This is a genomic window from Cellulomonas pasadenensis, from assembly GCF_047229365.1.
In the GTDB taxonomy this organism is placed as follows: domain Bacteria; phylum Actinomycetota; class Actinomycetes; order Actinomycetales; family Cellulomonadaceae; genus Cellulomonas.
Genome location: NZ_JBFTEP010000035.1, coordinates 1 through 22,246, shown reverse-complemented (window position 1 = coordinate 22,246; position 22,246 = coordinate 1). Strand labels below are relative to the sequence as shown.

17 protein-coding genes are annotated in these 22,246 nt (G+C 74.2%); 7 read left to right on the top strand and 10 right to left on the bottom strand.

The features are described from left to right. Positions 1–43 precede the first annotated feature (43 nt). Together AB6N23_RS07205 and AB6N23_RS07200 are read right to left on the bottom strand one after the other, a co-directional pair. Positions 44–550 (bottom strand): gluconokinase, encoded by a 507-nt coding sequence (locus AB6N23_RS07205; protein WP_412865416.1) that lies wholly within the window; start codon positions 548–550, stop codon positions 44–46. Positions 551–611: 61 nt separating this feature from the next. After that, positions 612–1,142, bottom strand: a complete 531-nt coding sequence (locus tag AB6N23_RS07200; protein WP_412865407.1) for a methyltransferase domain-containing protein — start codon at positions 1,140–1,142, stop codon at positions 612–614. Between the two features lie 244 nt (positions 1,143–1,386). Between AB6N23_RS07200 and AB6N23_RS07195 the strand changes: the two genes are divergently transcribed. Further along, positions 1,387–3,630 carry a beta-galactosidase gene (locus tag AB6N23_RS07195; protein WP_412865406.1) on the top strand — a complete coding sequence of 748 codons (2,244 nt, stop codon included), beginning with the start codon at positions 1,387–1,389 and terminating at the stop codon, positions 3,628–3,630. Between the two features lie 18 nt (positions 3,631–3,648). On the opposite strand, the gene AB6N23_RS07190 is transcribed toward AB6N23_RS07195, so the two are convergent. Next, on the bottom strand, positions 3,649–4,365 hold the full coding sequence (locus AB6N23_RS07190; RefSeq protein WP_412865405.1) for a hypothetical protein: 717 nt from the start codon (positions 4,363–4,365) through the stop codon (positions 3,649–3,651). A 151-nt stretch (positions 4,366–4,516) separates the two neighbouring features. On the opposite strand from AB6N23_RS07190, the gene AB6N23_RS07185 reads away from it, so the two are divergent. Both AB6N23_RS07185 and AB6N23_RS07180 read left to right on the top strand, forming a co-directional pair. Then, a complete protein-coding gene (locus tag AB6N23_RS07185; protein WP_412865404.1) occupies positions 4,517–4,927 on the top strand; it encodes a transferase in 411 nt (136 codons plus the stop codon). Between the two features lie 90 nt (positions 4,928–5,017). After that, entirely contained in the window at positions 5,018–5,686 is a 669-nt protein-coding gene (locus AB6N23_RS07180) for an AIM24 family protein (protein ID WP_412865403.1), read from the top strand. Positions 5,687–5,779: 93 nt separating this feature from the next. Here the strand turns inward: AB6N23_RS07180 and AB6N23_RS07175 are convergent, their stop codons facing one another. Continuing rightward, positions 5,780–6,745, bottom strand: a complete 966-nt coding sequence (locus AB6N23_RS07175; protein ID WP_412865402.1) for a hypothetical protein — start codon at positions 6,743–6,745, stop codon at positions 5,780–5,782. Continuing rightward, on the bottom strand, positions 6,742–7,578 hold the full coding sequence (locus tag AB6N23_RS07170) for a hypothetical protein (RefSeq protein WP_412865401.1): 837 nt from the start codon (positions 7,576–7,578) through the stop codon (positions 6,742–6,744). Before AB6N23_RS07170 ends, AB6N23_RS07175 begins: the two co-directional genes overlap by 4 nt. 229 nt (positions 7,579–7,807) lie before the next feature. Between AB6N23_RS07170 and AB6N23_RS07165 the strand changes: the two genes are divergently transcribed. Then, positions 7,808–8,353, top strand: a complete 546-nt coding sequence (locus AB6N23_RS07165) for an RBBP9/YdeN family alpha/beta hydrolase (RefSeq protein WP_412865400.1) — start codon at positions 7,808–7,810, stop codon at positions 8,351–8,353. 464 nt (positions 8,354–8,817) lie between these two features. Here the strand turns inward: AB6N23_RS07165 and AB6N23_RS07160 are convergent, their stop codons facing one another. The 4 genes from AB6N23_RS07160 to AB6N23_RS07145 form a co-directional block, all read right to left on the bottom strand. Beyond that, a complete protein-coding gene (locus AB6N23_RS07160) occupies positions 8,818–10,290 on the bottom strand; it encodes a UDP-glucose dehydrogenase family protein (RefSeq protein WP_412865399.1) in 1,473 nt (490 codons plus the stop codon). Between the two features lie 94 nt (positions 10,291–10,384). After that, a complete protein-coding gene (locus tag AB6N23_RS07155; protein WP_412865398.1) occupies positions 10,385–11,527 on the bottom strand; it encodes a right-handed parallel beta-helix repeat-containing protein in 1,143 nt (380 codons plus the stop codon). Further along, positions 11,517–13,574: a right-handed parallel beta-helix repeat-containing protein gene (locus AB6N23_RS07150; RefSeq protein ID WP_412865397.1), complete on the bottom strand. Its 2,058-nt coding sequence runs from the start codon at positions 13,572–13,574 to the stop codon at positions 11,517–11,519. Before AB6N23_RS07150 ends, AB6N23_RS07155 begins: the two co-directional genes overlap by 11 nt. After that, positions 13,571–14,926 carry a glycosyltransferase gene (locus AB6N23_RS07145; protein WP_412865396.1) on the bottom strand — a complete coding sequence of 452 codons (1,356 nt, stop codon included), beginning with the start codon at positions 14,924–14,926 and terminating at the stop codon, positions 13,571–13,573. The genes AB6N23_RS07150 and AB6N23_RS07145 overlap by 4 nt, the downstream gene beginning before the upstream one ends. A gap of 338 nt (positions 14,927–15,264) precedes the next feature. Between AB6N23_RS07145 and AB6N23_RS07140 the strand changes: the two genes are divergently transcribed. Beyond that, the gene (locus AB6N23_RS07140; protein WP_412865395.1) at positions 15,265–15,702 is read left to right on the top strand and encodes a hypothetical protein; all 438 of its coding nucleotides are present in this window, start codon (positions 15,265–15,267) and stop codon (positions 15,700–15,702) included. Positions 15,703–16,009: 307 nt separating this feature from the next. On the opposite strand, the gene AB6N23_RS07135 is transcribed toward AB6N23_RS07140, so the two are convergent. Then, complete coding sequence (locus AB6N23_RS07135) at positions 16,010–16,477, bottom strand: DUF6234 family protein (RefSeq protein WP_412865394.1); 468 nt, start codon at positions 16,475–16,477, stop codon at positions 16,010–16,012. Between the two features lie 256 nt (positions 16,478–16,733). On the opposite strand from AB6N23_RS07135, the gene AB6N23_RS07130 reads away from it, so the two are divergent. Both AB6N23_RS07130 and AB6N23_RS07125 read left to right on the top strand, forming a co-directional pair. Next, positions 16,734–21,179, top strand: coding sequence for an RHS repeat-associated core domain-containing protein (locus AB6N23_RS07130; RefSeq protein ID WP_412865393.1), 4,446 nt, complete (start codon positions 16,734–16,736; stop codon positions 21,177–21,179). A 771-nt stretch (positions 21,180–21,950) separates the two neighbouring features. Further along, positions 21,951–22,246: transposase (locus tag AB6N23_RS07125; protein ID WP_412865392.1), on the top strand; the 296-nt coding region annotated here is incomplete at its 3' end.

Genomic DNA, 22,246 nt, shown 5'->3' with positions numbered 1-22,246 from the left:
CTCCTGGTGCGTCGGTGCCCGCGGACCACCCGCGGGCGAGGGGTCAGCGGGTGGGCGGGCGTCCGTCGGCGACGAGCCCGAGGGCGCGGATCGTGCGGTCGGCGACGGCGTCGGGCGGCACGTCGACGACGACGGTGATGCCCTGCTCCTCGTCGGCGAGCGGCTCGAGCGTCGCCAGCTGGGAGGGCAGCAGCGTCGTCGGCATGAAGTGGCCCGAGCGGCCGGACATGCGGCGCTGGAGCAGCTCAGCCGGCGCGGTCAGGTGCACGAAGCGCACGTTCCCGTCGGCCGAGCGCAGGACGTCCCGGTAGCTGCGCTTGAGCGCCGAGCACGTGACGATCGAGCTGTGGCCCGCGCGCGTCTGCGCGCTCAGCCAGTCCCGGATCGCCTCGAGCCACGGCCACCGGTCGTCGTCGTCCAGCGGTGTGCCGGCCGTCATCTTGGCGATGTTCGCGGGCGGGTGGAACTCGTCGGCCTCGGCGTACGGCCAGCCCAGCCGCTCGCGCAGGACCGTCGCGAGCGTCGTCTTGCCCGAGCCCGCCACCCCCATGACCACGAGGTGCGGCACGTCGTGCCGCGGCTGCGGACCCCCTGCGTCGTCGACCACGCGTTCACCCTGCCCGAGTCGCCCCCCGCGGGCCACCGGGGACGGCCACGAGCGCGACGCGCCGAGGCCCGCCGAGGTCCGGGTGCTCCTCCCACGTCCACCCGGCGGCGGTCAGCCGGGCGTGCAGCGCGGGGCGGACGCGCGCGTCGACGGGGTCCGGCGTCTCGAGGACGAGCACGACGGCACCGCCGGGACGCAGGTGCGCGGCGGCCGCGGCCAGCGGTGCTCCGGCCGTCTCCGTCCAGACCGCGTTGACGTTCACGGCGACGACGACGTCGGCCGGCGGGGGCGCGTCCGGCAGCGCCGCGAGGTCGGCGAGGTCGCCGGTGTGCACGCCCCACGCACCGCCGGGCGCGGCCGCCGCGAGCCACTCCCGCAGCCGCCGCGTCGCCGACGCGGACCGGTCGAGCGCGTCGTACCGCGCGACGGTCCCGACGAGCAGCGGCGCGAGCCCGCGCGGTCCGCTGCCCACCTTGAGCACGCGGCCGCGCGTGCACTGCGTGACGAGCCGCGCGGCGGCCGTCTGCCGGTCCACGGGCGCCTCCCTCGCGTGCCGGACGGGGGGCGGCGAGGCGTCGTCCCCGCCTCCCGGGACCGTACGCCGGTGCGCACGTCGCGCGCGACGCCCCCCACGTCGGTGCCGGCCGCCGACGTCGGTGAGGATGGAGGGGATGACCACCTCACCACCGGCTCCCGCCCCTCCGCCCGTCTCCGGGCACGTCCCCGCCCACCTCCGCGTCCGCCCGCGCGGCTGGTCGGTGCCCCTGACCCGTCCCGCGATGGCGAACGACGTCGACGCGCGACCGGGCCTCGGGCTGACGTCGCGGTACCTCGAGCGGGGCGGGCGCCCGTGGGTGCCCGTCTCCGGGGAGGTGCACTACGCCCGGCTGCCGCGCGAGCGCTGGCGGGAGCGGCTGCTGCTCGCGCGGTCGGGCGGCGTGGACGTCGTCTCGACGTACGTCACGTGGATCCACCACGAGCCGGTGCGCGGCCGTGCCGACTTCACGGGCCGGCTGGACGTCGCGGCGTTCGTGCGGCTCGCGGGGGAGCTCGGGCTGCACGTCGTGCTGCGGGTCGGGCCGTGGGTGCACGGCGAGGTCCGCAACGGCGGGTTCCCCGACTGGGTGCAGGCGGCGCCCGTGCGGCACCGCACCGACGACCCGGCGTACCTGGCGCTCGTCCGCGCGTGGTTCGCGCGGCTGGGGGAGCAGGTCGCGGACCTGTGCGGCCCGGACGGGCCGGTCCTCGCGGTGCAGCTCGACAACGAGCTGTACGACCAGCCGGACCACCTGCTGACGCTCAAGCGCCTGGCCCGCGAGGCGGGCGTCGTCGCGCCGCTGTGGACGGCGACGGCGTGGGGCGGCGCGCAGCTGCCGCCCGGCGAGGTGCTGCCGCTGTACGGCGGCTACGGCGACGGGTTCTGGGTCGACGCCGACGCCGGCTGGCACCCCGCGTTCCGCGCGCACTACCTGGTCTCGCACACGTGGGACGACCCGGGCATCGGCGCGGACGTCCGGGGCGAGGAGCCCGCCGCCGCGACGGTCGACCGGGACGAGTCCTGGCCCGCCGCGACGTGCGAGCTGGGCGGCGGGATGGCGACCGCCTACCACCGCCGGCACGCGCCCGCGGCGCTCGACGTCGCCGGCGTCGCGCAGACGAAGATCGCCGCCGGGTCGGCCTGGCAGGGCTACTACATGTACGCCGGCGGCACGAACCCCGTCGCAGGGGTGCAGGAGTCGCAGGCGACCGGCTACCCCAACGACCTGCCGACGTTCGACTACGACTTCCACGCCCCGGTCGGGGCGGCGGGCGTGCTCGCGCCCTCGCACGCGGCGCTGCGCGTGCAGCACGCGTTCCTCGCCGCGTTCGGCGACCGGCTCGCGACCCTGCCGTCGACCCTGCCCGACGCGCTCCCCACGGGTCCCGACGACGCGGCGACGCTGCGCTGGGCCGTGCGCGCCGACGACGACGGCACGGGGTTCGCCCTGCTCGCGTGGCACCAGCCGCACGTGCCGCTGCCGGTGCTGCCCGGCGTGCGCCTGCGGGTCGACCTCCCCGCCGGGCCGCTCGTGCTGCCGTCGACGCCGGTCGACGTGCCGCCGGGCACGCTCGCGCGGTGGCCGCTGGGGCTCGACGTCGGCGGCGTGCGGCTGCGCTGGGCGACGGCCTCCGCGCTGACCGTGCTGCCCGACGGCACGCTCGTGCTGCTCGCGCACGACGGCGTGCCCGCGGAGGTGGCCGTCGACGGCGACGTGCCGGCGGACGGGGACGGGTGGACGACCACCGCGCCCGGCGTGCACCGCGTCGACCCCCGCACCGGCGGGCTGCTCGCGCTCGCGGGCGGTGCGGCGCGCGTGCTGGTCGTCGGCGCGTGCGACGCCGACCGCGTGTGGGTGGTCGACGGGCCGCGCGGGCGGGAGCTGCTGCTGGCCGACGCGCCGCTGTGGACCGACGGCGCCGACGTGCTGGTGCGGTCCGGCGACGCACCCGTCGTGCTGCGGTGGGACGGGACGCGCTGGGCGGCGGTCGACGTGTCGCCCGAGGCGTCGACCACGACCGACGGCGGCGTCGCGTCCCGGGCCGTGCGCACGTCGTGCGTACGGCCGGCCGGCGACGTGCCCGCGTCCTACGGCGAGGTGGACGGGCGCGCGTCCGCCCCGACGCCCGAGCAGGTGGCCGCGCTCTCGGCCGAGCACCGGCTCGCCGACGTGGGCGCCCCTGCGCCCGGCACCGTCCGCCACCTGCGCGTCGACTGGGCCGGCGACGTCGCGCAGCTCCTCGTCGACGGGCACGTGGTCGCCGACCGGTTCGGCGACGGCACCCCGTGGCACGTCGACCTCGACGTCCTGCCCGGTGCCGTCGCCGACCGCGTCGGCGTGCGCGTCCTGCCGCTGCACCGTGACGCGCGCGTGTGGCTCCCGGCCGCCGCGGCGGACCGGCGTCGGTCCGCACTGGGACCGCTCGGTGCCCTCGACGCCGTCTCCCTCACGCGGTCGACGACGTGGCGGGCGCCGCTGGGCTGACGTGCGGCGCCCGGCGCGTCAGCCGACGCGCCAGGCCACCGGCCGGGGCTCGTACTCCTCGTGCGCGTCCCGCGAGACCTGCGGGTTCTCCGTGACGCCGACCCACGTGAGCGGGACGCCGGCCGGCAGCACCGCGATGTCGCACGCCTCGACCTCGAGGCCCGGCAGCAGCGCGTCGAACCGGCCGGTCGTGCATGGGTCGAACAGGCCCATGACGAGCAGGTCGCTCGCGCCCGTGCCGTCCTCGGCCCACCCGCCGACGTGCGGTGGGCCGACGCCCGACGCGCCCACCGTGGTCGTGCGCGCCCACTCGAGCCGGTGCGCGCTGCGGATGTAGTAGACGGTCTCCGTGGCCGGATCGACGGGGTCGGTCATCTCGACGCCCACGAGGTCGGCCGGGTCGGCGACCGACACGTCGATCAGCCGCGACGTAAACTGCACCTCGGCGTAGTGCGGGTTCGTCGGGTCGAAGCCCGTGTGCGTCTCGATGACGGCGGTGTCAGCGGTGCCGAGGAAGCTGTCGGGCGGCGTGGGGTCGAGGCGACCGCCCACCTCGAGCGGCTCGGGCGTCGGCGTGGGCGTCGGGGTCGCGCTCGCGGTGGCCGTCGGCGTGGGCGTGGGCGTGGCGGCGACGTCGTCCGCCGCGGGGGTGCAGGCGGCCAGCGCCACGACGGCCGCGGCGGTGAGCGTGGCGGCGACGGCGCGGGCCGTGCCGGCCGCGGGGAAGGGACGCACGGCCGTCATCCTGCCCGCCGGCGCGGCGCGGGGCACGGCACGTCACCCGGCCGCCGCGCGTCGTGTCGCGCGCCGCGGGCCCGTCCCGGGGCCTCATCGGGAGCCCCGTCCGGGGAACATCCCATGACCTCGTGGCGTTGGAAGAGGTGTTATGAGGAAGCGATACGAAGATCTCGAGACCGACGACGGCCGGGTCGTCCGCTACTTCCGGCACAGCAACGGCGGCGGCATGGTCGCCAAGGGGGCCCGCGTGGCCGACGACGCGTACGTCGCGGACGGCACGTGGGTGGACCCCGGCGCGCAGGTGGAACCCGGCGCGCACCTCGGGCGGTACTGCTGGGTCGAGCCCGGCGCCGTCGTCTCCGAGGGCGCGCAGCTCGGCACCCACGTCCACGTCGGCCGCAACGCGGTCGTCGGACGCTCCGCCAAGCTCGGCACCCGCGCCGAGGTCGGGGCGCGCGCCCGCCTGCAGGACGGCGTCGTCGTGGCCCCCGAGGCGAGCGTCGCCGAGGGCGCCGACGTCGAGCGCCGCGGCTACCCGCCGCACGTCCTCGCGGCGTAGTCCCCTCCGCCCCCGGGAGGGGCCACCACCCCGGCGGGTTCACCCGTCGGGGTGGTCTGCGCTCCGGCGCGGACGGGCAGGATGGCGCCCATGCGCAGCGACATCTTCGACCAGTCCAACCTCGAGGTGGACGGCAGCCGCCGGTTCGCCCTGCAGAGCCGCAAGATGCTGAAGGTGACCCTCGGCGAGCCGGTCATCGCCGCCAAGGGCGTGATGGTCGCGTACCAGGGCGCCGTGCAGTTCCACCACAAGGGCGCCGACAGCCTCGCCAAGTTCGTCAAGCGGGCCATCAGCTCCGACGACCAGGCGCTCATGACCGTCTCCGGGCAGGGCGACGTCTTCTTCGCCCGCTACGCGCACGACGTGTTCATCCTCGAGCTCGAGGGCGACGCCATCAGCATCGGTGGCGGCAACGTGCTGGCGTTCGACGCGAACCTGCAGTGGGACCTGCACCGCACCCGCGGCGCCGGGATGATGACCGGCGGCCTGTTCAGCACGCTCATCCACGGGCACGGGTCCGTCGCGCTCACGTCCGACGGCCCGCCCGTCATCCTCGACTGCTCCCAGCAGCCGACCTTCGTCGACCCCAACGCGGCCGTGTGCTGGTCGGCGAACCTGTCGCCGGAGATCGTGTCGAGCATGAACATGACGTCGCTGCTGCGCGGCGGCACGGGCGAGGCGTTCCAGTACAAGTTCCACGGGCCGGGCTTCGTGATCGTGCAGCCGTCCGAGGGCTTCCCGGTGGTGACGTCGGGCTGACGCCGGCGCCGGCTCCTGGGCCGGGGCCCGTTGTCGTGAAGCGTTGTGGTCGCTCGGTGACCACAACGCTTCACGCGTCGGCCGGCGCGGCGGTCAGCCGGCGCACTGGCCGCTGCGGGCGCCCGCGACCGTGACCGCGCCGAGGGCCGGCGCGGCGCGGTTGCCGGTGCAGAGGAGGTCGCCGGTGACGGCGAGCGCCTCCAGCGCGACCGGGTCGTCGTTGTCGAGGATCTGCACGTCCCCGCCGACCTGCACGGGCCGCGCCGTGGGCCCGGTGACGCAGTCGCCCTGCCACGCCGGCCCGCCGACGCGGACCGCGCGCTGCGCGTGCCGGACGACGACGTCGGCGCCGATCTCGCTCGCGCACACCTGCACGCCGTGCGCCCACGACGCCGTCAGGCCGCGGCGCAGCACCGACGCGATGACGCGCACCTGCCCGGTGTGCAGGTTGACCCACCCGCCGACCCAGGTGCCGCGCACGCGCAGCTCCCAGGGCGCCGTCTGCCGCGTCGCCACGTTGATCGCGCCGTGCACGACCGACTGGTCGACCGCCATCTGCTGCGCCTTGCCGCGGATGCTGCGGCCGACCGTCGACTGCAGGACCGTCAGCTCGGTCGCCCGGTCGAGGTGCACGCCGCCGCCGACCTCGGCCCCCTGGAGCAGCAGCGACGCGACCTCCGCGACGTGCACGTCGCCCGCGACGCGGCCGCGGAACGTCAGCCCCGCCTCCGGCAGCACGTGCAGGTCGCCGAGCACGACCGTGTAGCCGAGCGGGCAGCCGGGGTAGACGCGCAGGTCGCCCGGCACGAGGACCGGCACGCCGGGGGTGTCGTAGTCGCAGCTCAGGGACGGTGCCGTCGGTGGGGCCGCGCTCGCGGGCGCGGCGGCGTGGGCGGGGGTGAGCGCACCGGCCGTCGAGAGCAGCGCGGCGACGACGAGCGCGGTGCTGCGCCGCAGGGTGCCGGCGCGTGCCGGGCGGCGCGTGCTGATCGGCTCGGGCGGCCGCGGCCGCGGCTCGGCCGGCCGCTGCTCCCGGCGCGTCCGCGCGGCCCCGGTCATGCGCACTGCCCCGTCCGGGCGCCGCCGACCGTCACGGTCGCGTCGACGACGGGCGCGGGGCGCCCGCCGGTGCAGGTCAGCGCGCCGGCGACGTCGACGTGCCCGACCGTCACCGGGCCCGCGTTGTCGAGGAGCAGGAGGCCGCCGGCGTACCGGCTGCGCTGCGGCTGCGCGTCGTCGAGCCAGGTGCCCGCCCAGTCGCCGGGCGGGCCCGGCCACCAGGCGAGGTCGCCGACGTGCACGCGGGCACGGGCTTGGCGGACCGTCACGTCGGCGTCGACGAGCGACTCGGAGACCGTCGACGCGCGCACCGCCGTGAGCGTGAGGCCGCGGTGCAGCCAGGCCTGCGCCACCTCGGTGCGCCCCCCGTGGACGTTCACCCAGCCCCCGACCTCCGACCGCAGCAGCCGCACGCCGGTGTCCCGCACCGCGGCCGGCACCGTGACGTTGACGGCGCCGTTGATGCGCGACTGCGCGAGCGTCACGGCGTCCGCGCGGCCCCGGACCGACAGGCCGACCACGCCGATCACCGTGACGGACGCAGCGCCGTCCAGGTGCAGCCCGCCGCGCACGTCCACGTCGGTCATGTGCACGCTCGCGGCGTCGCCGACGTGCACGTCGCCCCGCACGCGCGAGTAGTAGGTCGGCCACGACGAGCCCGGGAGCACGTGCACGTCGCCGGCGACGAGCAGGCCGTCGGCGTAGCAGGTGCCGTCGACGACGAGGTCACCGGGGATCTCGCGGTACTGCCGGAAGTCGGCGACCTGGCCGCAGACGGTCGGCGCCGGTTCTGCTGCCGCCGCTGCCGGCGCCACGCCGCTCAGCAGGAGCACCGCGACCGCCACCGCGGCCGCGCGTCGTCGCCGTGGCCCCTGGTGCGTGCGTGCGTGCGTCGTCCGGTTCGGTCGCATGTCGCCCCCCGCGGTCGCGTCCGTCGCTCGCCATCGTGGACGCGCCCGGGGCGGCGGCCAAGGCGCGCGCCGCGACTTCACCCGCTGCGCCGCCGTCACCGGTCGCGCCGAGCCGCCCGTAGCGCCGGGCCGCGGGTGCCACGATGGCGCCGTGACCTTCCCGCGCCCCACGCCCGTGTTCGTCGCCGGCATCGGCAACTCCGAACCGGACCACTGGCAGGCCCGGTGGCACGCCGAGCTCGCGCACGGCGTCTGGGTGGAGCACGCGTCGTGGGACCACCCGGTCCGTGACCTCTGGGTCCGCGACCTCGACGACGCCCTGCGCGCCGTCGCCGGGCCGAAGGTGCTGGTCGCGCACAGCCTGGGTGCCACGCTCGTCACCGAGTGGGCGGCGGCGCACGAGGACCCCGACGTCGTCGCCGCGCTGCTCGTCGCGGCGCCCGACGTGCACGGGCCGGCCTTTCCCGAGGAGGCCGTCGGGTTCACCGGGCCCATCGATCGGCCGCTGCCGTTCCGCACGGTGCTCGTCGCGAGCCACGACGACCCCTTCGCGACGTTCGCGCACTCCGTCGCCGTCGCGGACGCGCTGGGGGCGACGCTCGTCGACGCGGGCCTCGTCGGCCACGTCAACGCCCGCTCGGGCCTCGGCCGCTGGCCCGAGGGACGCGCGCTCCTCGACGAGCTGCTGGCCGGCTGACCTCAGGGCCGGCCCCGGGCCCGTGCCGCGGGCGCCGGCTCGCGCCCGCAGGAGCAGCCGTCGCGGGCGCGCACGGGAGCCGCATGACTGGGCAGGCCGCGGAGGCGCGCACTCGGTGGGCACCGGTCGTGGGGCCGCGAATCGGGTGGACGCCGGTCGCGGAGCAGCGCACCGGTGGTTGCCGGTCGTGGAACCGCCGCCGAGCGGACGCCGGTGGCGGAGGCGCGCAGCCGGCGCTGCGGGACGGGAGGGGGAGAGGTGCCTCTTCTGCGGGCGTACGCACCGTGTACGCACGGTGTGCGCACGCTCGTGAGAAGGGTTCCGTCTCCCTGACGGCGCGCCGACGGCGCTCCGCCCTCCGGCCGTCGGGGAGACGAGCCGAGGGGCCCGCGCGTCACGCGTGGGCCCCTCGGTCGTGCCGGTCGTGCCGGTCGTGCGAGTCGTACAGGTCGTGCGCGTGCGTGTCAGCGCGTGCCGGCCAGCGCCTGCCCGGCGATCGCGAGCGCCGTCGCGAGGTCGACCTCGTCGGCGGCCGAGGCCGCGAGCTCGACGGTGCGCGGCAGCAGCGGGCGGCCGAGCGCGCGGTAGTCCCAGCCGGCGGCGCGGTAGGCGTCGGCGTCGAGGGCGTGCCGGCCGTCGACGACGCGGCGGTGCGCGACGAGCCAGCCCATCATCTCGGGGTCGGCGGTGCGGAACTGGGCCCACTCGGTGAGGAGCACGACGACGTCGGCGCCGTGCACGGCGGCCGGCATGCTCTCGGCGTAGGTGAGGTCGGGGTAGGCGCGGCGCGCGTTGTCCATGGCCTCGGGGTCGTAGACCTGCACGATCGCGCCCTCCTCGTGCAGCATGCGCGCCACGTCGAGGGCCGGGGCGTCGCGGATGTCGTCCGAGTTGGGCTTGAACGCGGCGCCCAGCGCGGCGACGCGGACGCCCTGCAGCGAGCCGCCCGCGAGCTCGCGGACCAGGTCCACCGTGCGGGTGCGGCGGCGCGCGTTGATCGCGTCGACCTCGTGCAGGAACGACACGGCCTGCCCGACGCCGAGCTCGGCCGCCCGGGCCGCGAACGCCCGGATGTCCTTGGGCAGGCAGCCGCCGCCGAAGCCGAGGCCCGGCTTGAGGAACCGGCCGCCGATGCGGTCGTCGAACGACAGCGCCTTGGCGAGCAGGTTCACGTCGGCGCCGGTGGCCTCGCAGACCTCGGCCATCGCGTTGATGTACGAGATCTTCGTGGCGAGGAACGAGTTCGCAGCGACCTTGACGAGCTCGGCGGTGGCGAGGTCGCACTCGACGAGCGGCGTGCCGCGGTCGAGCACCGGGCCGAACGCGGCCGCGAGCTGCGCCGACGCCCACGCCGACGACGTCCCGAACACGAGGCGGTCCGGCGCGAGCGTGTCCTGCACGGCGTAGCCCTCGCGCAGGAACTCCGGGTTCCACGCGAGCTCGACGTCCGTGCCGGCGGGCGCCGTCGCGTGCAGGCGCTCGGTGAGGGCCTGCGCCGTGCCGATCTGTACGGTCGACTTGCCGACGACGAGCGCGCGGCGCGTCAGGTGCGGCGCGAGGGCGTCCACCGCGGCGTACACGTAGGAGAGGTCGGCGGCGAGCGAGTCCTTGCGCTGCGGCGTGCCGACGCAGACGAAGTGCACGTCGCCGAACGCGGCGGCCTCCGCGTAGTCCTGCGTGAACCGCAGCCGGCCGGTCGCGAGCGTCTCCGCGAGCAGCTCCTGCAGCCCCGGCTCGAAGAACGGCACCTCGCCGGCGGACAGGCGGGCGATCTTCGCCGCGTCGACGTCGACGCCGAGGACGTCGAAGCCGAGCGCGGCCATGCACACCGCGTGCGTGGCGCCGAGGTAGCCGGTGCCGATGACGGTCATGCGAGGACGGGCGACGACGGGGATGCCGTCGACGTGGGTCGGGGTGACGCGCTGGTTCTCGGTCATGAGAAGGCCCTCCAGGGTGTGCTCGGCCAGCCCACGGCGGTGCGCGGGCCGGACGGGGGATGTGGCGGGGGACGTGCCGGGGGAAGAGTCGGGATCAGGTGCAGTCGTCGGGGCTCACGGCGCCGACCTGCGTGAGGAGCTCGTTGGAGCACTCCACGACGTTGTCGCGGGCGGGACGCGGTGCGACGAGGAACCCGTCGGACGCGTCGAGCTCGCCGCGGTTGCGGCGGAACACGTTGTCCGTGCCCCAGCCGTCGATGATCTCGTGCGTCTGGAAGCCGTCGAGGGAGCTGTGCCGGCCGGTGTTGTCCTCCACCGTCCAGGCGCGGCCCTTCACGTCGACCCACGAGTCGGCGTCGCCCTCCAGGCCGCTGCCGTCGAACTGGTTGCGGGCGACCAGCCCGTCCTCGGTGCCCTCCTTCACGTCGACCGCCTCGCTCGTCGTCGCGAAGATGGCGTTGGCGACGACGCGGTTGCGGTGGCTGGCGTCCGGCTCGCAGTCGGTGATGTCGCAGAAGTTGGACTCGGCGGTGCCGACGTAGACGCCCTCGCCGAACTTCGGCTTGCGCAGGCCGGTGTCGCTGATGACGTTGCCCGTGACGAGGTTGTCGGTGCTGACGCGGCGCAGGTGGACCGCCTCGTCGCCGATGTGGTGGATGCGCAGGCGCGAGATGGTCGTGCCGGCGGTGCCGTCGGCCATCACGGCCTTCTGCGCGTTGCTGATCGTGAAGCCGTCGACGTGCCAGTGCTGCGCGCCGTCGAGGTGCAGGGCGTAGCCGCCCTTGACGCCCTCGCCGTCGAGCACGGCCCCGCGGCCGCCGCACAGCGCGATCGGCTGCTGCGCGGTGCCCGACGTGCGGGCCACGAACTCGCCGCGGTACACGCCGTCGGCGAGGCCGATGACGTGGCCGGGTGCGGCGGCGTCGAGCGCGGCCTGGAGCTCGTCGGCGGAGGACACCGTGACCGTCGGTGCCGGGCAGGCGGGCGCCTCGGCGGCCGGCTCGGTCATCCACCCGGGCATGGCCGTCGCGTCGGCGGGGGCGCCGCCCTCGTCGTCGTCGTCCTTCTCGTCGTCGTCCTCGTCCGAGGGCAGCGGGGCGGGCGTCGGAGCCGACGGCGGGGGAGTCCAGGCGGACGTCGGGGTCGGGTCCGGCGCGCCCGTGTCGGCGGCGGGGGAGCAGGCCGCGAGGGTGGCCAGCGCCAGCAGGAGGGCCGCGGCCCGCAGGTCAGCGCGCACCGTGCACCTCCCCCTGAGGACGCGACCGCAGGTCGTGCGTGACGATCGGGACGTCGTTGGCGGAGCGTCCCACGATCGCCGACAGGCGCGCCTGCTGGGCGTACGGGTGGGTGCGCGTGCGGGGGCGGCCGGCGCCGCGGATCGCGGTCACGACCACGAGCAGGCCGAGCAGCACCCACATGACGGTCAGCGGCTGGGCGGCGTTGCGCACGACGGTCCAGAACGGCTTGGTGCTCGTCCAGCCGCCCTCGTCGTTGCCGTCGACCTCCGCGCCGGTGGAGCGCTTGCGGTCGACCGCGCTGGGACCGCGGCCGGCCAGGTCGTTCTGCGTGACGACCGTGCCGGTGACGTCGCCGACGAGCGTGACGGCGTGCAGGGTCATGCCGGAGACCGTGTTGCGGCGGACCTCGGCGGTGGAGTCGCGCAGGTAGATGCCGTTGGCGCCGTCGTCGAGGACGTTGCCGCTGACGGTCGCCGACTCGACGCCGTCGCGCAGCGCGATGCCGTGCCGGGTGTTGCCGGTGAGCCGGTTGCCGACCACCGCGACCTCGGAGGCCGGGTCCCGCACGACGATGCCCATGTCGTTGCCGGACACGTCGTTGGCCGTGAGGCTCACGTTGCGCCCGCCGACGACCTCGATGCCGTACCGGGCGTTGTCGGAGGCGACGCTGTTGGACACCGAGTTGTTGCCGTAGTCGCCGACCGGGGACCCGGTGGCGCTGGGGCCGTCGGCGAGCGACTCGCCGCGCAGCTCGATGCCGTTGTCGCCGTTGCCCGTCGCGGAGACCTCGCTCAGCACGATCCCGGTCGTCGCGCGGGACAGCACGATGCCGTCGCCGGCGTTGCCGTGGACCTCGGTCGCGCTGATCGCGGCGTTCGCGACGAACCGGTGCAGGACCAGGCCGTCGACCAGGCTGCGCGACACCGACGTGTCGGTGATGTCGACGCCGTTGGCGCTGGAGAGGAACAGCCCGAACGCGTTGCCGTCGAACGTGACGCCGTCGATGCGGGCGGCGACGTAGCTGTAGGTGGGGTCGTCGAGGTCGACCTCGGGGAGCGGGAGGTCGCCGGCGGGGAGGACGCCGGGGACGCCGCCCGCGACGGTCGTCGGGTCGACGACGGCGGGGTCGGCCGGCGGGGCGGCGGGGTCCGCCGGCGGGGCGGCCGGGTCGGCGGGCGCGGTGCCGTTGAGGGCGTTCGCGTTGTCCCGCAGCTCGCGCCCGAACTGCTCGAGCGCGCCGCCGCTGGGGCGGTCCGTGCCGGTCAGCGCGACGCCGCCGGTGCGTCCGCTCCAGAAGCCGAGGTCGCGGAACTCGGTCGCCTGCAGGTCGACCTGGCCGCCGATCGCGCGGACGTAGGCGCGGCCGTCGTCCGTGAGCAGGTCGGGTGCGCCGGCGCTGCGGTCCCAGCTCGTGATGACGACGGGGTGCTTGGCGGTGCCGCGGGTGACGAGCTTGCCGCCGTAGTTGACGATCGAGACGAAGCGCTCGGCGTCGCTCGCGAGCCGGACCGTGAGGCCGTCGGCGCCGCCGAGCTCGAGCGACGCACCGGGCTGCACGACGACGTTCTCGGTGAGCAGGAACGCTCCGTCGGGCTGGCGGACGAACGTCTGCGGAGCCAGGGCCAGCAGGTCGGTCACGGTGTACGGGGCCTCGCGCTTGGTGAGCACGAGCGTGTACGTCGAGCCGTTGGTCAGCCGGTACGGCGCGTCCATGTCGAGCTGGCGCCAGCGGACCATCGAGGAGACCGTGCGGACCTCGTCGAGGCGGTCGTCCTCGTCGGCGACGAGCACGGCCTCGGTCGTCGGGTCGCCCGGGTAGGGGCGGCCGCCGGCGGAGGCGTCCTCGTCCTCGGCGTCGAGCTCGGCGTCGGCAGGTGCGTCGGCGGGGGCGTCCGTCGCGGCGGGGGCCGGGGCCGTCGTGGCGGCGGAGGGGCTGTCGGTCGTGGTGGCGGAGGCGGGGGCGGCGACGAGGGTCGTCGCGAGGACGGCCGCGAGCGAGCAGGCCGCGACGCGGCGGCGCCGGCGGCGGCGCAGGGCGGCGCTCACGCGTTCACCTCCGCCGGGCGCATCGCGAGCGCGGGGACGGGCTGGGCCGCGACCGGGCGGGCGGGGGCGTGATTCTGCGTCGGGGCCGCGGGGCGGGCGCCGCTGGCGGTGAGCGTGCCGGCCGTCTGGCCGTCGCCACCGACCTGGTCCGCGTGCCGGGTGAGCCAGCCCTGCTTGTTCATCGTGACGAACGCGTAGAGCTTGATGGGCAGGGCGATGAAGATGACGACGAGCGTGACCAGCGGCAGCAGCACGATGTCCTTGGGGTGGCGGCGCAGGTAGGACAGGCCGCGGATGCCGCGCCCGAGCAGGATCCACGCGACGGCGGCGGCGATGCCCCACGGCGTCGCCTCGAGCCGCGCGAAGAACAGGTAGCCGAGGGTGATGCCCATGGTCACGGGCGTGAGCAGGATCTGCAGCACGGTGATCTTGGTGACGAACGGGACCCGCCAGAGCCAGCCCTTGTAGACCGCCGTGAGGTAGCAGCGGTAGGAGTTGCGGCTCCACCGCACGCGCTGCTTGACGAAGGCCCGGAACGACGCGGGGAACATCGACAGCGCCCGCGCCGACGACTGGTGCACCGTCTTGTAGCCGGAGGCCAGGACGAGCCAGGTGAGGCGACCGTCGTCGCCGGCGATGCAGCGCCGGCCGAGGAAGAACTCGTCCTCGAGGTTCTCCAGCACCGGCAGCACGGCGGCCCGGCGGTAGGCGGCCGTCCGGCCGGACACGCACGCGACGGCGCCGGCGCGGCCCATCGCCGGCACGTAGTCGTAGTAGCGCAGGCTGACGAGCCAGTCGGCGACGCGGCGCCACACGCTCGAGCGCCGGTCGTACACGTTCTGCTGCGTGCTGACGCCCCCGACCTCCGGGTCGGCGAACGGCATCTGCACGGCCTCGAGCAGCCCGGGCTGCCACGTGGTGTCGGAGTCGGTGAGCACGAGCAGCTCGCTCGTGGCCCGCCGGATGCCCTCGCCGAGCGCCGACCGCTTGCCGGCGTGCTTGAAGAGGACCGGCGTGACGCGCGGGTCGCCGAGCGCGGTGATGCGGTCGAACGCCTCGGTGTCGGCGACGTCGAGGACGACGATGACCTCCGTCGGGTCCTGCGACCGCCACGACTCCAGGCAGCTCATGAGGATGTCGGGGTCCTCGTGGAACGACGGGACGATCACCGACGTCGTCGCGCGGAAGTCCGTGCTGATCGGCTGCGCGAGGCGCGACAGGATCACGCGGTACAGCCACAGGCCCCACACGACGAGGCCGGCCAGCGCCAGGGGGAACGCGGCGCGCAGGGTGTCGAGGGTGAGGGCGCTCGTGTCGAGGGCGGGCAGGAACGTCGCGGCAGCCGGAGGCATCGGGACTCCCGTCGGGGTAAGAGGGCGGGGGTCTCCGTTGACCTGGTGAGGCTGAAGGTAGGCGGGTCGGACGGATGCCGTGAATAGCCCGAACGGGGCTGAACCGGACGCTTGTCCGGCTCACGGGTGAACCGTCGCGGTATGCGTGAGCGCGGTCGTCGGGGGTGTGACTGCGCAGGCCGGAGGGTGTCGGTGCAGGTCGTGGGGGCGCGCCGGGGCGGTGGAGGGCGGCGGCACGGGTGCGCGGGCGGTGCTTCGGTCATATAGGACAAAGCACTCTGCGGCCGAACGGGCTTATCCACGATGTGGACGGTCAGGGCGCCGCGGCTGTGTGCCCGATGCCTTCCATCTCCCGGAGCCTGGCGCCGCACCCGTCCTGGCAGATGCTCGGCTCACGGTGGATCTGCTTCCGCAACGGTGAACGGCGCGACGACCGCAACGGCAAGCCGATGATGGACATCGGCTGGCCCGAGAACCCGGCCGGCGTGATCACGCTCGCTCACGGCAGCGTGTCGGCGGCCGTGGGCAGCGGTCGCCCTTCCTGCCCGGCGACCTGCACGACAAGGTGGTGCGGTCCCTCAGTCAGCTCGAGGCGTACCGGGGCGCTCGTCGCTGAGGAGCTCGTCCTCGCGGCCGGGCACCCGGATGACCTCTTCTCCGGCGCCCTGCCAGCGCTCGACGAGCCCCTCGCCTGCACGCTCCTGGCCGGGTCGGGGGTGGACGTGTCCGCCGTGCCGGAAGGGGTCCTCGACGCCGGCGGTGGCACCGTCTTCTAGCAGGACGCACTCGAGCGCGACGCGCAGGGCGTGCACAAGGGCTCGCGGGCGAGGTGTACGCGACCCGCCGGTGGACCTGGAGGACGTGCCCGCCCTGTGGGCGACGGTGCAGGGCCTGGTCGCCGCGCTGGGGGCCCGTGCGTAGGTGCGCATCGGGGGAGCTGCGGAGCCGCTGACCGCGGAGCTGCTGACCGCGGTGGTGGGGGTGGAGGGGACTTCGCCCGGGTGACGCTCCATCGCCGACGGGGATGTCGAGGTAGCTCCCTCGCGCGTGCGCGCCTCAGTCGTTGGCTCCGTGCCCCGGCGGCTATCCGCCGGGGCCGTCGTCGCTGTCGCCGCCGCTCCGGCAGATGGGACGGTCGGCCGGGGGAGGCGGAGGGTCCCGCTCCCAGTCGTGCGGGGGCACGGCGAACCCGACGGCCACGACGACGCCTACGACGACGAGCACCATGCCGAGGGCGGTCAGCACGTGGCGCCGGGTGGCGATCGCGGCACCGGTGCCGATGACGAGCAGGACGAGGCACGCGGTGGCCGTGACCACGTACCGGTTCTGCTCGGCTTCGGTGGCCACGTTCCCCGGGCCGCCGATGGAAAAGTACACGGCGAAGTGCTGCCCGAACAGCGTGACGATGAGCATCGCGCCGACCGTGAGGCACAGGCTCGCGAGCGGGCGAACGAGTGAGCGCCGGGGCGGGCGCTGCCCGATCGCGGTGGGTGCCGTGACGCGCACCGGGTCGGGGGTGCGCCGGTCGTCGTCGTGCCGTGCGTCCGCCATCGCGCCTCCTGGTCCCGTCGCGCGAGCCTGGCAGCGGGCGCGCGTCGGCGGGGCGCGTTCCGCTGACGAGGCCGGTGCGGGATCTGCTGCGCAGGGCGGTCGCCCCCAGGTGCGGCGACGTGCCGTCGACACGGGCACCGGTACCCTGGACCAGCGTCGAGCGAGCCCAGGCCCGCCCGGCGACGCACGGGACCTGCGAGACCCGTCGCTGTACCTGCGGGCTGCGGACGGGAGCTACAGCGCCGTCGACGCGGCGGTGACCGCTCGGCTGTCCGACCGGGCGGGCGGCGGCTGGGAGCTCGTCAACACGCAGGGCGCCCGGATGTCGTTCGACGCCATGGGGCGCCTGACCGCCGATCTGGACGAGTACGGCCGCGGCGTCACCGCCACCTACAGCGCCGGGCGGCTCGCCTCGCTGCGCGACGAGCTCGGCCAGACCCTGCAGGTCACCTGGGGCGGCACGGGCCCCGCCGAGGCCCGCATCACCAAGGTGACCGCGTCCGACGGGCGAACCGTCGGCTATGAGTACGCCGACACCGCCGGCGCGGCTCGCCTGGTGGCGGTCGTCGCGCCGGACGGAGCGAGGACCAGCTACACGTACGACGCGGCCACCGGGCTGCTGAACGGCATCACCGATCCGCTCGGCAAGACCACCGCTCGGACGACGTACGACCCGGAGAGCCGGCGCGTCGTGGAGCAGGAGGACGCCACCGGCGCGGTGACGACGTTCGCGTGGGACGCCGCCAGCCAGACGGCCACCATCACCGACCCCCTCGGCCGGGTACGCCACGACGTCTACCAGGACAACGTCCTGATCAGCCAGGTCGACGGCGACGGCGCGGACATCAGCACGTACTACGGCCAGAACAACCAGCCCGTCGCCGTGCAGACGACCGGCGAGTCGCTCATCGAGAACCAGTACGACGAGCGCGGCAACCTCACCGAGCGCACCGAGCGGGCCGGTCCCGGCGGTGAGGTGCTCCGGCGCGAGAGCTGGTCCTACGACGCCGCCAACCGGATCACGACGCACACCGACCCCGCCGGCGGGGTGACCCGGTACGTCTACGACGCGCACGGCCAGACGCTCGCCGAGACCGACCCCACGGGCGCGACGGTCGGTTATACCTACACGGCACTGGGTCAGGTCGCGACCGTCACCGACCCGCTCGGGCGCGTCACGACGAACACGTACGACAGCGCCGGTGACCTGGTGAAGGTGACCGACGCCGACGGGTCGGTGACGGCCTTCACGTACGACGCGGCGCACCGGCGCCTGAGCCACACCACCCCGCGCGGCAGCACCACCCGCTACACATACGACGCGGAAGGCCGCCTGCTCACCGAAACCGACCCGCTGGGCCGGATAACGACGTACGAGTACGACGCGGCCGGCCAGCTCACCAGCATGAAGGCGGCTGACGGGGCCAGCACGACGTACACGTACGACGCCCTGGGCCGGCAGGTGACAGCGACCGACGCGCTCGTACGCACGACCACCACCACGTACGACGACGCCGGCCAGGTGACAGCGATCACCGGACCCGACGGCGGCAGGACGACCCGCACCTACGACCGCGCCGGCCGGCTCACCAGCCAGACCGAGCCGCTGGGCAACGACGACGGGGCCGACGCCGACACGAAGCGCGCGCACACGACCTGGTTCGCCTACGACAGCGCCGGGCGACGGGTGCAGACGCAACGCGTCAACCCGGCCGACCCGGACACGAAGCTCACGTGGAGCACCACCTACGACGGCCTCGGGCAGCCGGTCGTCGAGACCGACCCGGCCGGCGCCCAGGTCCGCAGCGCGTACGACGCCGCGGGGAACGTCATCTCCCAGACCGACGCTACCGGCGTCACGACCACGAAGACGTACGACGCGGTCGGGCGGGTGACGAGCACGACCTCCGGCGGGAAGACCACGACCAACCAGTACGACGCCGCGGGGCAGCGCGTCCGAACCGAGACCAGAGCCGGTGCGGCGACGTTCACCTACACCGCCGACGGCCAGGTCGCCTCGATTGTCGACTCGACCGGCGCCGCCACGTCCTACACCTACGACAGCGACGGCAATCAGACCGCCATCACCGACCCGCTCGGCCGGACGACCCAGACCACCTACGACGCGGCCGGGCAGGCCACGGTCGTCACCGACGCCGCCGGGCGCAAGACCACCACCGCGTTCGACGCGGTCGGCAGGGTGAAGACCGTCACCACGCCGAGTGGCGGCGTCACCGCCTTCGCGTACGACGCCATGGGCCAGGTCAGCAAGATCACGGGGCCCCACGGACGCGGGCCCAGCTACACGTACGACGCCGCCGGCCGAACGCTGACCGCCGCGACCAACCAGGGCCGCGCCACCACCTTCACCTACGACCTGAACGGCAACGAGACGAGCCGGCGCGTTCCCAGCGGCGGCACGGTGACGACCACGTACGACACGCTCAACCGCCCGGTGAAGGTCGACCACAGCGACAACAGCGCCGACCTCACGTTCACGTACGACGCGGTCGGTCGACCGACCGCAGTCACCCAGAGCGGCTCGGCGACCGGAGCCGTCCAGCGCGAGTACGACCCGGCCGGGCGCACGACCGCCATCACCAGCGGCGGCGCGACCACCACCTACCGGTGGGACCCCGAGGGCCGCCTGCAGCAGCGCGTGCTGCCCGACGAGCGCACCCAGACGTATGGGTACGACGACGACGCACGGGTGGCATCCACGACCCTGACGAGCCCCGGTGCACCGGCAGCGTCGGTCCAGTTCGGCTGGAACGCCAACGACCGGCTGACCAGCGTGACCCGTGACGACGGTCCGGTCAGCACGCTTGAGTACGACGCCGCTGGGCAGCTCACCGGCCTGGCCCACGCCCACCAGGGCGAGGCGATCGTCGACCACGACGTCGCCTACGACGTCGTCGGGCAGCTGTCGAGCATCGTGACCCAGCGGTCGGGCTCCTCGGGCGAGTCCACCACCACGTCGCTGTACACCTACGACAGCGACGGCCGGCTCACCCAGATGTGCCAGCCCGCCGCCGAAAGCTCCTGCGGTGCCACCGACGCCTCGACCACCTTCCAGTACGACAAGGCGGGCAACCGGACCTCCCGCGCCGTCGCCAACCGTCCTGGCTCTGGGACGACCACCTACACCTACGACGGGGACGACCGCCTCACCAAGGAGGTCACCGGCGCCTCGACGACCACCTACACGTACGACAGCAACGGCAACCTCATCAAGCAGGTCAGCCCGTCCGGCACGCGCTCGTACACCTACGGCCTCGACGCGAACCTCGCGAAGGCGGTCCTCGAGGACGGCCGTACCTACACGTACGGATACGACGCCGCGGGCAACCGCACCAGTCGACACCTCAACGGTACGGTCGAGGCCACCTGGACGTGGGACCTCCTCGGCGACCTCCCCGTCCGCACCGGTGAGGCGGACGCCGCGGGCACCGCCGTTCACCAGTGGTGGGTGGACCCAGTCACCAGGCAGGGGTCGGCCCTCGCGGACTCCGTTCCCTACGCCGCCGGCGACGTGCTGACCTGGCTGCTGACCGACCCGACGAACTCGGTAACCGACACCGCGACGAGCGCCGGGCTGACCGGCTCGGTGAACCTTGACCCGTTCGGTGCGCTCATCTCCGGGGGTGACCAGGGCTACGCCGACAACCCCCTGCGCTTCCACGGCCAGTATCTCGACAGCGCCACGGGCCTGTACGACATGCGCGCCCGCGACTACGACCCAGAAAACGGGCGCTTCACGAGCGTCGACCCCGCATCGCCCAAGGTCGGCGGCGCCTACCAGCAGACCTACCACTACGCGCTCAACCGCCCGACGCAGCTCGTCGACCCGAACGGAGAGTGGGCGTGGCTCGCGGTGGCCGCGGTCGGCGCGGTCGCCGGGGTCGCCGTCTACGGGGCCGAGGTCCTCCTCACCGACAAGGACTGGAACTGGAAGCACGCCGCCCGGGACGCCGGGATCGGAGCCGTCGGAGGCCTGGCGGGCAGGGCCGTGTCGCTTGCCCTGAAGATCCCCGCGGTGGCCACCGCGGTCGGCCACGCTGTGCGATTCACCAGTTCCGTAGGTGCACGCCTCACCAGCACCGCAGTAGGCGCAGCTACAACCGCCGCCGTGGCTGGAGCCCGCTCCACTGTCGCCGCGGGTGCGAGGAGCCTCGCCCAGAAGGCTTGGTCGCGGGTGGGCAACGGGCGAGTGCCTCAAGCGTCGACGACGCGTGCACCGTCACCACCAGCCCTTTCCCAGCGCGTCCACACGCAGGGGCCTGGCGCGGGAGCCGAACGCTCGGCGGTCGCCCCCCCGGTGGGTGCGAACGGGAAGACAGGACTCGTGGACTGCCCTCCCGGGTCGCAAACTGCAACCTCGACCGGCACGCCGGCCAGCGTCGCCGTGGGGCGTCGCGGGGCAACGAAGACCTTCGACGAAGGAACGACGGTCACTTCGTACGGCTTTCCGACCCCCGTCACGCCGGGAACTAATGCACCGGCCACCATCGCCGGTCGCCAATATTCGGGGCACGCACTTGACCGGATGCAGGAACGCGGCCTCACGCCTTCCGTGGTGGAGGACGCGATCACTCATGGCGTAAGATCGCCCGGCAACGACGGCGCGACCGTGTTCGAGAGCGTCAAGAACGGCGTGACGGCGGTCGTCAACGACGTGGGTCGGGTAATTACAGCATGGTGACGTGGGTGCCACGAGAGGGCTTAGCGATGAGGCCAGAGGCTGGCGTCGAGGCGATTTGGGATCTGTTCTCGACGGCGCAGATACCTTTTGCACGGCTAGTTCGCTCCCTTGAGCATCGCATAGACAACCTGGAGCAGCATGACGATCCTCGCGCTCCCGCTGCGCGGTCGTTGTGGGCGAATTTGGAAATCATGAACGCATTGGCGTTGGATGCCGGGCGAGTGCTCACACCCGGTGACATCGACAAAGCGCGAGCAATAGTCGGACGCCTTGCGGAGATGCTTGATTGAGGGACCGCCACGTACTTTGTGGCTTATCCTATTTTGAAAACTTCTCCGTACGGCGGCAGGCGGCGAGCTCGTCGAAGTGCAACCCTGCGTGGCGTGGCGTTACAGTCAGGTCGCGCCGAAACTCAGTGCGCGTGCATCCTCAAGGACTCCATTCCCCACTCGCTGATCGGTCCGCGTGGCAACGGGCCTGGAGTGGCGCCCATAGTTCATCGGTGCGGCACGTGACGCGCGTCTTGTCAGGTGGACCTGCGCGATCAACTTCTTCGAGTTCCTGCAGAAATCGACGTCGAAGGCGCTCAGCCGCGTCCGGTCCCGCTTCGGCCCGGGTAGTTGGATCGCGACCTGTTCGAGGGGTGCCGAGTACGGATCCAGCCGAAGGGCGCGTCTGGCTGCACCCAGTGCTTCTAGAGCCACGACTAGGGCGTGTCTCCCAACCTCGCCGGCGGGTCGGCGCGAGGCTGGCGGGGCGCCTCGGCGTGCGGTGTTGACCGATGCCCAGTGGGAGCAGGTAGTGCAACTGCTGCCCTCCAGTCAGGGTCGGCCAGGTCGCCCGTTCCGTGATCATCGTCAGGTGGTCGAGGGCATCGTCTACCGGTACCGAACGGGGATCGCGTGGCGAGACCTGCCCGGCGAGTTCGGGCCGTGGCAGATGGTGTGGAAGCGCCACAAGCGGTTCAGCAGCGACGGGACCTGGGACAACTGTCTCGCCCCGGGTCTGACGGAGGCTCTCGTTCCTGGGAAGGATGAGGGTCATGGCTGCACCGAGGAAGTACCCGG